This window comes from Neobacillus sp. Fa239 (assembly GCF_055395235.1).
Genome location: NZ_AP041611.1, coordinates 704,272 through 718,221, shown reverse-complemented (window position 1 = coordinate 718,221; position 13,950 = coordinate 704,272). Strand labels below are relative to the sequence as shown.

Below are 13,950 nucleotides of genomic sequence, written 5' to 3'. Positions count from 1 at the left end.
ATCCCTCCTATTTCGTGTACTTTATTCGCGGGTCAACAAAAACATACATTAGATCCACGATTAAATTGATCAATACAAAGATTGCAGCAATAATCAAAATCCCTGACTGTATAACAGGATAATCACGGAATGCAATGGCATCGTACAAGTATCTTCCAATTCCAGGCCAGCCAAAGATCGTCTCTGTCAGGATTGCTCCTCCTAAGAGAAGTCCCAACTGCAGACCAATGACAGTCAAAACTGGGATAACGGCATTTTTTAATGAATGCTTGTAAACGACCCAAAACATTCTTAAACCTTTTGCTCTCGCTGTGCGGATGTAATCAGCCCTCATGACTTCAAGCATCGTAGCCCGTGTCATTCTTGCAATAATAGCCATCGGAATCGTTGCGAGAGCGAAGCTTGGCAGAACCAGATGCTTCAATACAACACCAAACTGATCAAATCGCCCTTGCAGCAAGGTATCTATCAAATATAAATGGGTAATGGCCGTAACTGGATCTCGGACATCCTCACGTCCTGTTGTAGGCAGCCAGCCTAAGTGGATTGAAAACGCCCATTGCTCCATTAAACCAAGCCAAAAAATTGGTAAGGAAACTCCCACAAGCGCAAGGACCATGGCAACATAATCAAACCAAGATTTTGAAAACCAGGCACTGATAATTCCTGCATTTACTCCAATTACCACCGCAATTAGCATCGCAGCAATAGCAAGCTCGAATGTAGCACCTAAATATGGCCAAATTTCTTCATTAATCGGCCCACTGGATCTTAAGGAGGTTCCTAAATCACCATGAAGGAGTTTGCCGATATAGTCAAAATACTGTATGTACCAAGGCTTGTTTAAACCTAATTGCTCTGTTAATGCGGCTACTGCTTCCTTCGTTGCCCTTTGTCCTAAAATAACCTGTGCAGGGTTTCCAGGAATGGCATGAATAATGGAAAAGACGACAATCGTCATTCCTATTAACACCGGAATTAACGAAAAGACGCGGCGGACTGTATAAGTTAACAAGCTTCTCACCTCTCTAGAAAAGCGGAAGCGCCTTGGTCAGGCGCTGCCCCTAGACATTAATTTTACAATACTGTTTGTAACAAAAGGGGAGGCAATGCTCCCCTTCTGCAGTGATATTATTTAAAATAAACGTGTGTTAATGCTTCTGAACCACTTGGGTGCGGAAGATATCCTGCAACGTCTTTACCAGCTGCCATTAGTGGTGTTGAGTGTACAAGCGGAATCCAAGGAGCATCATCATGGATAAGAACTTGTGCTTGCTTGTATAGCTCATTACGTTTTGCCGGGTCAATTTCAGATTGAGCTTTAATTAAAATATCATGCACCTTATCGTTACTGTAACGGGAATAGTTATTAGCTCCAATGCTGTCTTTATCTAATAAATTATATAAGAAGTTATCAGCATCCCCGTTGTCACCAGTCCAACCGAGCATGTAAGCATCAAACTTGCCTTTAGCTGCATTATCTAAATAAGTAGCCCAGTCTTCCGTTTTAATATTCACTTTCACACCGATTTTGCTGAAGCTTTCCTGAACGACCTCAGCCACTTTTTGAGCTTCAGGCATATAAGGACGTGCTACAGGCATTGCCCATAGGTCCATTGTGAATCCATTTGGAAAACCTGCTTGTGCCAAAAGTTTCTTCGCTTTATCTAAATCATATGGGTAATCTTGTACGGAATCGTTATACCCTTCAATTGATGGCGGCATTGGATTCTTGGCTGGAATAGCTTTACCGCCATAGAATGCAGTAATGATGGATTTCTTATCTACCGCCATGTTTAAAGCCTGGCGAACCAGTTTATTATCAAATGGCTTATGAGTTACAGTTAAACCAATATAGCCAACATTCATAGAAGGACGCTCGATAACCTGTAAATTTGGATTTGATGTTACAGAAGCTTCATCAGAGTTATTAAGACCTTCCATGATATCGATTTCGCCATTTTGTAGTGCATTAAGACGAGCAGTATTTTCAGGAATTACACGGTAAATAAGTTTGTTAAGCTTTGGTAAACCTTGTTGCCAGTAATTAGGGTTCTTTTCAAGGGTAATCGTATCGTTATGCTTCCATTCAACAAATTTAAATGGACCAGTACCCACTGGATTTTCTCTGAATTTATCGCCATATTTCTTAACAGCTGTTGGGCTGGCAATTCCAAATGGAGACATTGCCAAGTCCTTTAAGAATGGAGCAAGTGGTCTTTTTAACACAAATTGAACTGTATTTGGATCAACGGCTTTAATACTGCTAATGATATAGCCTTTGTCGCCCTTATAACCGCCAAACATTGTGAAATACGGGAATTTATCCGCATTCCCATTCTCCCAGCGATTAAAGTTAAATACAACCGCATCGGCATTGAAATCAGTGCCGTCTTGGAACTTAACGCCTTGTTGAAGATGGAAAGTGTAAGTTAAACCATCCTTAGAGACATCCCAGCTTTTCGCTAATCCTGGGTGAACAATCGTATCCTGTGGACCATATGTCAGCAAACCTTCAAAAATATTTTGAGTTACTTGGAAGGTTTCACCTTCTGTTGAAGTAATTGGGTCTAGTGAAGTAGAATCACCGCCGCGGGCAAATACTAGCGTATCCTTTTTAGCGGCGCCCCTTGATCCGGAATCTGTTTTACCACTGGCGCTGTTACTTGTTTTACTGCTGCAGCCTACAAGAAACATACTGATTGCCAATATGGAAATTAAAAGTAATTTCATAGTTTTTCTCATTTAACCTTTTACCCCCATTTACTATTTTGAAATTTTTATCATAAACGCAGCCTGTTACTCGTTAAATAAGTGACATGCTACATAATGACCATTGATATTGCGTTCCATTGGTCTTGTGGTTTTACATATGTCCATACACTCTCCACATCTGGTGTGGAAGGCACATCCAGAAGGTGGATTGGCCGGGCTTGGCAGCTCCCCTTCAATTAAGATGGTATTTCTCTTAATATCTGGATCTGGGATAGGCACCGCCGAAAGAAGTGCTTTCGTGTATGGATGCAAAGGATTTTCATAAAGCTCTTCACTATCAGCTAATTCTATTAATCTACCTAAATACATGACGCCTACTCGGTCGCTAATATGCCGGACCACTCCTAGGTCATGGGCAATAAATATGTAGGTTAGCCCAAATTCCTTTTGAATATCCTTCATCAGGTTCAGAACCTGCGCCTGAATGGACACATCGAGTGCCGATACAGGTTCATCCGCTATAATGAGCTTCGGCTTTGTCATTAGCGCTTTCGCAATCCCAATCCGCTGACGCTGGCCGCCGCTGAATTGATGCGGGTATCTCTTCGCATGATAACTGCTTAATCCTACTACCTCAAGCATCTCCTTCACGCGCTTCCTACGCTCTTCCTTTGTACCAATCCCATGAACAATAAGCGGTTCTTCCAGGATTTGTTCGATAGAATGGCGAGGATTTAACGATGCATATGGGTCTTGGAACACCATTTGGATATCCCTGCGTATTTTTCTCAGCTCTGTTTTTGACATACTGGTAATCTCTTTATCTTCAAAAACAATCTTGCCGTCACTCGCCTCAATCAAGCGCATGAGCAGCCGGCCTGTCGTCGATTTCCCGCAGCCGCTTTCGCCAACGATTCCTAATGTTTCACCTTTTTTCACATAAAAGGAAACATCATCAACCGCTTTGACTTCCCCTTTCTTTCTATCAAAAACGCCGCCTGTGATAGGAAAGTATTTTTTCAGTCCTTTAACCTCAAGAAGTAACTCCGACATGTTGGTCACTCCTTTCCTCCGATGAATGTAAGAAACATCTTACTTCGTGTTCGCCTTTTTCCATAGTAAATAATTCAGGTGATTCTATCTTGCATCTTCCAAAAGCTTCGGAACATCTCGCAGCAAATCGACAGCCTTTATGAACCGTTCCTGGTGTAGGAACGCTTCCAGGGATGCTATATAAACGATCTTTTTTCCCTCTTAAATCCGGGACAGACTTAAGCAGCCCTTTTGTATAAGGATGTTTTGGATCCTTTAGGATGGTGCGTACATCTCCCTGTTCCACGATTTGACCGCAGTACATCACGATTACCCGCTCACAAACTTCCGCCACAACACCTAAATCATGTGTGATGAAAATAATCGAGGTATTCGTCTTTTTATTTAGATCCTTCATTAACGCGAGAATTTGCGCTTGAATCGTTACATCAAGAGCAGTTGTCGGTTCATCGGCAATCAGCATCTTTGGATTACAGGCCATAGCCATGGCAATCATGACTCTCTGTCTCATCCCGCCAGATAGCTGGTGCGGGTACTCTTTCAGAATTCCCTCTGCTCTAGGAATTCCAACAAGCTTTAGTAATTCAATGCATCGGACAGTTGCCTCTCTCTTAGAAAGGCCGGTATGTAACGAAATAGCTTCCATTAATTGATTTCCAACCGTAAATAACGGATTTAGCGACGTCATCGGCTCCTGGAAAATCATTGAAATTTGATTTCCTCGGATTTTTCGCCACTCTTTTTCGGATATGTGGGTTAAATCTTTTCCTTCAAATAATATCTCACCATTTTCAATTTTTCCGGGCGGTGATGGAATTAATCCCATTGTGGCCAGGGATGTGACACTTTTTCCACTTCCTGACTCGCCAACAATCCCGAGAATTTCGCCTTCTTTTAAATCAAAACTGATTCCATCAACAGCTGCCACTAATTTTTTTCCTGATTGGAATGATACCTTTAAGTCTTTTATTTGAAGAATAGGTTCTTTGCTCACTTTTACACCTGCCTATCAGTTCTATTCTTATGTAATGTTTAAAGTATTACAATATAATAAATTTTAAGAATATTATAACATAATTTATTATAAATACTTTTTTGAATTTTTGCAAACATTAAAAACAATTTCGATTCTCGAATAAAAAAAACCTTCTGCCACTACGTTAATACGTTAACGTAGCGGAGAAAGGCTTTATTATTTATACAATGGTTAGGCGAATAATTTCCATCATTTCCAAAAATGTAAAAAGCTGATATCTTTTTTTGAAATAATAATGTTGTTAAAGTTTTTAGGCATTAAGGTTGGAATGTAACAATGATAGGATGTTTCGCATTTCGGTTATGGATATCTGACCGGGCGCAGAGGCTTTTTTTGCAGCTGCAAAAGTCACAGCTGAGCCAAATATCTCCCCTGCCAAGCGGCTGATCACTCCTCTGCCAGCCATGGACATGGTAATGATAGGTCTGTCGGCAAATTGTTCGTTCATTGTCCTGGTGGCATCCAGTAAGGTTAGAACATCCTTCGCGTTTTTTGGCATAACCGCCATTTTCGGAAGGTCTCCTCCCAATTCCTGCGCACGCCGCAATCGGGAAACAATCTCCTCTTTTGACGGTGTTTTTTCAAAGTCATGATTAGAAAGAATGACATACACATGATGAGCATGGGCAATTTCAATTAAAGAAATAATCTCTTTTTCGTCCGTAAACAACTCGACATCGATGAAATCTATGAGGCCTGTTTCTACAATTGTTTGGTTTAACTCTATGTAATACGTTGTACTGATTTCCTTTTCTCCGCCTTCTTTCGCACTGCGGAAGGTAAAGATAAGAGGTATTTCCGGAAGAATAGCACGGATTTGTTTTAGTGCCTCCTGAACTTTCTCTATCTCTTCGACAGATTCAAAAAAATCCACTCGCCATTCTACAACATCTATATCTAGTGTTTTTAAATAGCCGGCTTCTTCTATTAATTGGGCTAAAGTAGTGCCTACCATTGGGACGCAAATTTTCGGAGCACCTTCTCCGATTGTTACCCCTTTAACAGTGATTAATTTTTTTGGGGGATTCCAATTTAATTGATTGATAACCTCATTTGCCACTTCCTGAGGTTCTTTATTGTCCGTTTCCACTTTCATGTGATGTTCAGAATAGGCATCTTGTCTTTTATAAAATAATTCCTCGATTTCCATCATTGATTTCCCTTGTAAAACTGGACGGGTATCAATAATGATGTTTAATCTATCCTTCCAATTTTCCCATGATAAATCCAGAAAAATAACAGTGCATGAAGATAAACATTGCGTTCTTATTTCCTCCTGCAAAAATGCTCCGCCGCCAAGTGAAAGAATCTGTCCCTGTTTCTTGCATAGATTTGTGATTAAAGTCCTTTCACGTTCTCTAAAAGTTTTTTCCCCAAATGTATTAAATATTTGTGAAACCGGCATGCCAAAATCTTTTTCGATTTCTTCATCAATATCAATAAAATTCCAGTTGAGTTTTTCTGCCAGCAGCTGGCCAATTGTAGTTTTTCCAACACCCATGAATCCGATCAATACAATGCTTTTTTCAATTTGATTTTGCAAACTCATTCATTCCCCTCGAAAGAACCAATAAGTATCATTATAATCCTTTTTGGAAAATTAGGACAACAGGTTCAACACTGTTGCAATGTTGGCAACAATTCTCTGGAGATTTTACAAGCACGTGGAATTTTCTCGCATAAGAGTAAAAATGTTTTTTAAGAGGTTTGTGACTTCGATTACTTTCTCAAAGACATTTAGTCCTATTTTTTGACCAAAGGGATCCTCAGGTCTTTTCTTCAAGGACACTTTGGATCCTTTTTATACCTAAAGTGTCCTTGAACGGCTTCTTCAAGGACACTTGGATTCCTTTTTATACCTAAAGTGTCCTCGAGCGGCTTCCTCAAGGACACTTGGATTCCTTTTTATACCTAAAGTGTCCTCGAGCGGCTTCCTCCAGGACACTTGGGGTCTTTTTTACATCCAAAGTATCCTCGAACGGCTTCCTCAAGGACACTTGGGGTCTTTTTTACATCTAAAGTGTCTTCGAACGGCTTCCTCAAGGACACTTTGCATCTTTTTTACATCTAAAGTGTCCTCGAGCGGCTTCTTCAAGAACAGTTCTCCTCTTTTTTAATGAAATTGTGTCCTTAAACATAAGATTCCTATTGTCATGCATCTAATTTATTTCCCTTAACGCTACTTCCTGATAGGCCTTAAATAGGGAATCACAAAAGGCATCCCATTCGACGGCCGCTTCCAATGAAACTTCAGTTACCTCACCTAACACGGGCCTTTGCAGCAAATCCTCAAGCCTTTCCGAAAAATGTTTGATGGTTTCAAGTGAACCACCTTCTAAAACACTTCCGACAAAATCGCTGGGAGAATACCAATTTGACACTCTTTGAATATCGCGGTAAATTTGTGTTAACTGCAAGTTGCGCGGGCCCTCCCATTGTTCGTTCACGACAACATCGCGGAAAATACGTGGAAGTGAAGAAAACTCTTCCATGACACCGTGACCTGCAAAAATTGATATAGCCTCACGCAGCACTTCAGCCCCCTCATTCGTTACACAAATCTTTTGTAATAAAATGAGCTCCCGCAAATTAAATAGTTGTTTTCGAACCTCAATTGGCTGATCTGACTTTATTCCGGGATTAAGCGGTTTTTCAAGACGCAGAAAAAGATCATATATTTTAAAAGCACCCGCCGTTGTCCGCTCAGCGGCATTTTCAATTTTTTTCAATTTGCTCGCTGCAAGTGGATAATCCTTTACCTTTTTACCAAATACAGTGCGAAAATCACTGTAAAGGTTAGCTTCCCTAGATGCACGCAGCATAAAACCAGCACAGGCGATTCCGATTTCAAGGCGGGATAATGTTAAAACAATTCCCACTGCTACTGCAATTCCCTTATCTTTTGGTCCGATCGGATAGGCCAATGCTCCATTATATTGAATTTCCCCTGTCGGCACTTCTGATGTCCCAAGCTTCCATTTGAGACGATTAATTTGATAGCTATTGCGCTTTTCCTTCTCTTTATCACCCGGAAGCCAAGAAGGCACAATGAATGTTGATATCTTATCTGAACTTGTGATTTTTGCTGTAACAACGGAGTAGTCCGCATGAGCGACGGAACAGAAAAATTTATTTCCATATAATCGATAATTCTTACCATCCGGGACAGCTTCCAGAAGATTTGCAGGTAAATCAGAACCGCCTTGGATTTCTGACATAAATTGAGCCCCAATTGCAAATTCACCGTTTACTCCCTCTTTTGAATGGAGTAAAATCTCTTCCAGTTCCGGATGGTCAACATCAGGAAATTCATCAAGAAGAGCAATTAATCCATTCGTACAGGTCATGGGACATGCCACACCCGCTTCGCCCAATTGGTGAATTAACATTCTTTTCACAAAGCTTTCCCAAGGTGCCATTTTACTTGAAAAAAGACCTTGACTGAAAACCCCTTTTTCCAGCGTAAAGGCTTCCTGTGGACGAACAACCCGGTCAATTCGGTGATTAAACGCATCATAGTGGAGCATGTAGGGACGGACCTCCGGCCTGGCAATCCGTTCAGCCAAGCGATTCCATTCTTGAGACACGGTCGGAGAAAACGATAGAATTTCCTTATGAACAGCATCAAACTGTGCACCGGTAAAGTGCTTAACAGCTCTTTGTAAAAAATGATCGTCCCTATACCAGTCAAGATTTTCACGCTTTTCGAGGAATTCATCAAAGGAATACGTATTGTTCCCTCTTGTTTCCGTCCCTTGGGAAGTATGATTCATTCATGATCACTCCTTTTTTTGTATTTGGCTTTGTTAAAGGCGAATGTTGATTTTTTACAACTGTTGATTGGAGTGGAGAGCGCTCGACTCCTGCGGGATGAAGAGGTCACGGGAGACCCCGCAGGCGCCTAAAGCGCCGAGGAGGCTCCCGGACCTCCCCGCGGAAAGCGAGCGCCCGGAGCGGAAATCAACAACTATGTTTAACTGAACTTTTTATTATTTAAATTGCTTCAGCTTAAAAAGAAGGAAACTGACCAAAAAAGTAACGGATGAAAAAAGCAGTGCAATACTTGAGAACGCTAATACATATGCATTATACTCGCCCAATTTTACAATCATTTTATAGCTGTCAATTCCAAAAAATCCTGCTGTGATGTTGAACAAAACAAGTAAAAAGTAAATCATGATCAGTCCTCGTGCGGAATTTTCAATATCTGCTTTACTTAAAGCAATATGAGAAGAAATGCTGATGGCAAATACTAAAAAAATCCAAAAGAGAGGATTGATAAGATTATGAAAGGTGAAAAGGCTTTTAGTAATGGCTATTACTGCTCCCCCTATCGATTGTAAAACGGTTGCATCCAGTTTCTCAAAGGAAATATGGTGCTGTATTTCATTCATAAAAGTTTCGTAGGATTGAGGGACAAAAAGATACATGCCAGCTATTAACGAGCCAATTCCACTAAAAATCGGGCCAAGTCCAATAAAAAAGTTTCCCACCTGCTGATAAAAGCTGTTTGGATTATATTGATGGGCCACATACCCAAGAATACCGTCAGGACTGTTCAATTGTAATAACTTTACTTTTGATACCCGATGTCCCCATATGAAACACATGAGAAGATGTCCGAGCTCGTGAATCGGAGTTCCAATCCATGCCGTCAATACAATTCCCCGCGGACCCAATGCCCGGACCAAGAAAGAATTGGAGAACCTTTCTAGAAAGCCCAAAAGGAAACCAATAGCGATTAAAAACCCTAACAAATAAATCAATTCTCCAAAACTTATAAGTAAAATATTTAAAAAAGATAGTATGATATTCATCTCAAATCTTTTATCCCTTCTATTCCTTTTCATCTTTAACTATAGTTATATCCGTTTTCAATCAAAAAAGCTCACGAACTATCTTGACCTTATTCCACCATCCGGGGGAATTTTTACTTTACAGGGAACCTTTTTCCATTTCAAAATTATTATCGTCCATTAGAAGACCGGCTTACTCAGCTGCGTGTAAAATATCAAGATAACGAGGATGCACAAGAAGCTGTCTCAAAAGTTTATGGGACGCCTCTTTTTTCGTTTAAATCTTTGTCCATTCTGGGGTATGATACAATAGGGATAATGATTGTTATCAAAGGAGGGGTCTACTATGAATCTTAAAGAAAAGGCCGCGAACCTTCCCGCTTCTCCTGGTGTCTATCTTATGAAAAATTCATATAAAAGTATTATTTATGTAGGAAAATCAAAAGAACTAAAAAAGAGAGTTCAGTCATACTTTCGGCCCTCCAAAACCCATTCTCCAAAGATTGAAAAAATGGTCAAAAATATCGCGGATTTTGACTATTTCCTTACTGATACGGAATTTGAAGCCTTTATGCTAGAGTGCCAATTAATAAAGGAATTAAAGCCAATTTTCAATCGGATGATGAAAAATCCACAATCATATGTTTATATAGCCGTACCGACAGATGGAAAACACAATATAGAAATAACCAGTAACCCGGATAACATGGGTAACAATCTTTATTTAGGTCCTTTCATTAATAAGTATACTGTGGAAAGAGCGCTGCAAGGGATAAAGGATTGCTTTAAAATAAATTGCAGCAATCTGTCTAAAAAACAGTCTCCATGCTTAAACTACTCCATCGGCCTATGTAATGGGAGATGTTTTAGTGCAAAGGCAATGGAAGAATACCATTCGATCCTTAACAAACTGATTTCTCTACTGGGTGGCACCGATACTCAACTTCTTGAAGAAATGGAACAAAGGATGTATTTGGCCTCAGAACGGCTGGATTTTGATGGGGCAGCAAAATATCGGGACTATCTAAACGCAATCCATTCTCTCATTAAAAAAGAAAAAGTCATTGAATTTACTGAGGAAAACAAAAATATTGTCGTTCTTGAACACTTGGAGGACAACAGCCTTAAATTCTTTTTTATAAAAAGGAACAGCATTCTTTTTCGAAAAAAGCTACAACAGGATGAAATAGATCTTGATCAAATATCTGTCATATTGTTAGATCATTTCCGGAATGACTCGTTCAAAATATCCAAAAGTGTGAATCGGGATGAAATTGATGAAGCGCAAATCGTCTATAGCTATTTAAAAAGCAGCTCCTGCGATTATCTAATTGTACCTGACCAGTGGCTACACGCCGATCATCCTGCCGATTTAAAGAAAGCACTTGAGGAATTATTTAATGTGGAGACCATAAAAACCCGCTAATTCAAAAATTAACTAGCGTAAAAATAAGCAGTCCGATGATGAATCGGACTGCTTATTTTTTTATATTTATTTATTCTAATTGGACAAGTCCCCCATTCATTTGGAAACTATCTGAATATTATATTTTTGAAGAATAAAATTTAATAGAAAAGGAGTTGATTAAATGGGTTGGTATGGTAAAAAAGAGAAGGAAGCATGCAATAGTAACAGGAACAAAAATTATAACAATAACGATAATGATAACCAAAATGAAAATGAAAATGATTTAAAAAATAGTAATAATGCTAAAGTTCTCAACAGCGGAAACTCTTATGTCGATATTAAGGTTGATATTTCGTCCAAAAATGATTCTAAATCTAGTGCTGAACAAGATCAAGAACAATGCCGAAATCGGAAAAAAAAATGTAAATACTACTGTTAGTATAAAGATTACTACTTAACTTGGAAAATACTATCTCAGTTAAGTAGTAATCTGATTTTTAGAAAGGAGGTAATAAAATGGCATTTATGGGGCGAACAAACAATGATAACGAACATACAAAGTATAGAAGCAAATTCGATAATGATAATCAAAATGATCTGGTGAATGGCACACTAGCTAAAGTAAGTAATAGTGGTAATTCTGATGTTGATGTTAATACAAATATTAATGTCCATATTGATGTAATGCCGATTGCATTTGCGATTTTATATTCATCTTTAGCCAATAAACAACTTTCAAAAAAACAATTTCAATATGCCATGAAGAAATTAGATGAGTATAAATCGAACTAAGAAATCCATCTCCCAAAACTCTTCATTTAATTTCCATTAAATAAGCCCTTCTCCATCGAGAAGAGCTTTTCTAATTCCATAGGGATTTTTTAAACCTTACTATCTTTCATTTTCTGCACTTTTATTTCCATCGTTTCACTTATAAGAGTAGAACCCAGGATGAGACAGCCGCCAATTATTTGGATAATACCCATGCTTTCTCCAAGAAATAGCGCAGCAATAATCACGGCTGATACGGGATCAATATAACTTAAAACAGCTATGGCCTGCCCTTTTAGGTCCTTAATAGAGGTAAAATACAAAAAGTAAGCAATGCCCGTATGGATGATACCAATGATGAAAATAAAAATAAGGGAATGAGAGTTTACGCCGGAAAAATCCATTCCATCTTTGATCATTACGTATGGTAAAAGAACGATTACCGCCACCATTAATTGAACTAAAGTGGTTTCAAAACCTGATAGATTTTTGATAAATTTATTGATTAATACGACACTGGCATAAAACGCTGCAGCTGAGAGACCATATAGGATTCCAACCGCATGATGATAGCCGCCTGCACCGTTGCTGCCTCCAAAATTCACAATAAGAAATAATCCTGCCATTGCCGTAACAATACAGCCTACCTTTAGCGGTGTCAGTTTTTCTTTAAGAATAAAAGGAGCTAGGACCATGACGAAGATTGGAGCAAAATAATAGCTTAATGTTGCATTGGAAATGGTCGTATACCGATAAGCTTGGAAAAGGAGAATCCAGTTAAATCCGATCGCGGCACCGGAAAGGATTAACAGGAGGAAATTTTCTTTTAAAGCTTGAATGTCAAACTTTTGTCTCGCCAATACACTTGCGACAATTAAAAAAAGGCTGCCAATTACTCCCCTTAGAAGCGCAATTTCACTTGAAGATAGATTGATATTCTTGACGAAAACACCAATACTTCCCCAAATAAGCATGGCCGTAATAATTTTAAATTTACCTTGCACTTTTGCTCCCCCTTTCCTGATGATTTTTGGCTGAATGAATTTTTGTGTCTTATTGCCTACTAAACATTTTCAATTCTCGCATTCTTTCATCAAGCATACGAAACAATTCTTTTAAATCTCCTTTTGGAACGCTGCCAAATCGATCCCCAATGCTTGCTTCATAAAAACAGGTGCCCTTAGTAGTATCTTTCAAATTGCCAGTTAAACCAATATCACTTTTCTCATAAAGTTCTACCAGAATGGTTTCAATCTCCTCTTTTGGAGCATCAAAATGAACATGAAACATATTGGAAACCGGCTTTAGTGGAAGTGTTTTAATTGCATGACATTGATTAAAATGGCCTGCAAGTTCTTTTGCTTCCCGGTAATACTGCTCCATTTTCGCGATCCTTTGATCAAAATAAAAATCTGCACTAATTATATACGGATAAAGGCTGATTAAATCCCCACCATGACGCCTTTTCCAAACTTTCGATTCCTCAATAAAATCCTTTTCTCCTGCCAGAATCGCCCCTGCAATTCCGCCAATTCCTTTATAAAATGACACATACACACTATCAAACAGACGACAAATTTCAGCAGCTGACTTTTCATAGTAGGGAAGAATTTCAAATAACCTTGCACCATCCAAGTGTAATTTGATTCCTTTCTCATGACAATAAGCCGAAATCGATTCCAGAGCTTCATAATCTGGTAATTGACCGCCAATCTCACGCTGGGGCAGTTCAAGCAATAAACAAGCAATATCCTCTTTAAGCCCAACAACATCTTCTAATTGAATTAAACTGTCTTGATCAGCAAGCAAAATCGGTTCAATATGATGCAGCTCTTTTAATCCGTCCTCTTCATGGATTTCCAAATGGCATAACGGATGGTAAGCGACTTTCTTTATTCCTTTTTGATCACACCAAATTCTTAAAGCAATTTGCTGGGCCATCGTACCACTAGGAAAAAATACAGCTGTCTCCTTCCCTAAGTAATCAGCCATCTTCTCTTGGAACTCCTCGATTATTTTTCCTTTCCCATAGATATCGCTTTCCTGCAAACCATCAAAATCATTGAAAGCTGCTAGTAATGTTTGAATGTCTCTTGGGTCATGCCCGACCACTTGATACGTGGTTTGCTTAAATGCTTCTAATAATGGATTTTTTTCGTTCATGTGAATTC

The 13,950-nt window shown here is 39.1% G+C and carries 12 protein-coding genes and 1 pseudogene; 3 read left to right on the top strand and 10 right to left on the bottom strand.

Going from position 1 to position 13,950, the window contains the following annotated elements:
- Positions 1–7 precede the first annotated feature (7 nt).
- The 8 genes and pseudogenes from ACZ5XR_RS03325 to ACZ5XR_RS03290 form a co-directional block, all read right to left on the bottom strand.
- Positions 8–1,015, bottom strand: coding sequence for an ABC transporter permease (locus ACZ5XR_RS03325; RefSeq protein ID WP_464500289.1), 1,008 nt, complete (start codon positions 1,013–1,015; stop codon positions 8–10).
- A gap of 116 nt (positions 1,016–1,131) precedes the next feature.
- The gene (locus ACZ5XR_RS03320; protein ID WP_464500288.1) at positions 1,132–2,745 is read right to left on the bottom strand and encodes an ABC transporter substrate-binding protein; all 1,614 of its coding nucleotides are present in this window, start codon (positions 2,743–2,745) and stop codon (positions 1,132–1,134) included.
- 54 nt (positions 2,746–2,799) lie between these two features.
- Positions 2,800–3,768, bottom strand: coding sequence for an ABC transporter ATP-binding protein (locus tag ACZ5XR_RS03315; RefSeq protein ID WP_464500287.1), 969 nt, complete (start codon positions 3,766–3,768; stop codon positions 2,800–2,802).
- Entirely contained in the window at positions 3,749–4,762 is a 1,014-nt protein-coding gene (locus ACZ5XR_RS03310; protein WP_464500286.1) for an ABC transporter ATP-binding protein, read from the bottom strand. Before ACZ5XR_RS03310 ends, ACZ5XR_RS03315 begins: the two co-directional genes overlap by 20 nt.
- Positions 4,763–5,054: 292 nt before the next feature.
- Positions 5,055–5,849 (bottom strand): type I 3-dehydroquinate dehydratase, encoded by a 795-nt coding sequence (aroD, locus tag ACZ5XR_RS03305; protein WP_464502208.1) that lies wholly within the window; start codon positions 5,847–5,849, stop codon positions 5,055–5,057.
- Positions 5,850–6,305, bottom strand: a pseudogene (locus ACZ5XR_RS03300) (shikimate kinase); the annotation flags it as partial.
- A 658-nt stretch (positions 6,306–6,963) separates the two neighbouring features.
- Entirely contained in the window at positions 6,964–8,577 is a 1,614-nt protein-coding gene (locus ACZ5XR_RS03295; protein WP_464500285.1) for an acyl-CoA dehydrogenase family protein, read from the bottom strand.
- A 216-nt stretch (positions 8,578–8,793) separates the two neighbouring features.
- Complete coding sequence (locus tag ACZ5XR_RS03290; RefSeq protein WP_464500284.1) at positions 8,794–9,561, bottom strand: hypothetical protein; 768 nt, start codon at positions 9,559–9,561, stop codon at positions 8,794–8,796.
- Between the two features lie 385 nt (positions 9,562–9,946).
- Here ACZ5XR_RS03290 and ACZ5XR_RS03285 point away from each other — a divergent pair, with 385 nt between their 5' ends.
- From ACZ5XR_RS03285 to ACZ5XR_RS03275, 3 genes are all read left to right on the top strand, one after another.
- Entirely contained in the window at positions 9,947–11,026 is a 1,080-nt protein-coding gene (locus ACZ5XR_RS03285) for a UvrB/UvrC motif-containing protein (protein ID WP_464500283.1), read from the top strand.
- Positions 11,027–11,189: 163 nt separating this feature from the next.
- Positions 11,190–11,447, top strand: a complete 258-nt coding sequence (locus ACZ5XR_RS03280) for a hypothetical protein (RefSeq protein ID WP_464500282.1) — start codon at positions 11,190–11,192, stop codon at positions 11,445–11,447.
- Between the two features lie 77 nt (positions 11,448–11,524).
- A complete protein-coding gene (locus ACZ5XR_RS03275) occupies positions 11,525–11,800 on the top strand; it encodes a hypothetical protein (RefSeq protein WP_464500281.1) in 276 nt (91 codons plus the stop codon).
- 89 nt (positions 11,801–11,889) lie between these two features.
- On the opposite strand, the gene ACZ5XR_RS03270 is transcribed toward ACZ5XR_RS03275, so the two are convergent.
- Together ACZ5XR_RS03270 and ACZ5XR_RS03265 are read right to left on the bottom strand one after the other, a co-directional pair.
- Positions 11,890–12,783, bottom strand: coding sequence for a DMT family transporter (locus ACZ5XR_RS03270; protein ID WP_464500280.1), 894 nt, complete (start codon positions 12,781–12,783; stop codon positions 11,890–11,892).
- A 49-nt stretch (positions 12,784–12,832) separates the two neighbouring features.
- On the bottom strand, positions 12,833–13,942 hold the full coding sequence (locus tag ACZ5XR_RS03265; RefSeq protein ID WP_464500279.1) for a threonine aldolase family protein: 1,110 nt from the start codon (positions 13,940–13,942) through the stop codon (positions 12,833–12,835).
- Positions 13,943–13,950: the final 8 nt, after the last annotated feature.

Bases quoted from the DNA above. Each gene is read 5' to 3' on its own strand.
- ACZ5XR_RS03280 (WP_464500282.1), top strand. From the start codon at position 11,190: ATGGGTTGGTATGGTAAAAAAGAGAAGGAAGCATGCAATAGTAACAGG.
- ACZ5XR_RS03320 (WP_464500288.1), bottom strand. From the start codon at position 2,745: ATGAGAAAAACTATGAAATTACTTTTAATTTCCATATTGGCAATCAGT.
- ACZ5XR_RS03275 (WP_464500281.1), top strand. From the start codon at position 11,525: ATGGCATTTATGGGGCGAACAAACAATGATAACGAACATACAAAGTAT.
- ACZ5XR_RS03315 (WP_464500287.1), bottom strand. From the start codon at position 3,768: ATGTCGGAGTTACTTCTTGAGGTTAAAGGACTGAAAAAATACTTTCCT.
- ACZ5XR_RS03285 (WP_464500283.1), top strand. From the start codon at position 9,947: ATGAATCTTAAAGAAAAGGCCGCGAACCTTCCCGCTTCTCCTGGTGTC.
- ACZ5XR_RS03295 (WP_464500285.1), bottom strand. From the start codon at position 8,577: ATGAATCATACTTCCCAAGGGACGGAAACAAGAGGGAACAATACGTAT.
- ACZ5XR_RS03265 (WP_464500279.1), bottom strand. From the start codon at position 13,942: ATGAACGAAAAAAATCCATTATTAGAAGCATTTAAGCAAACCACGTAT.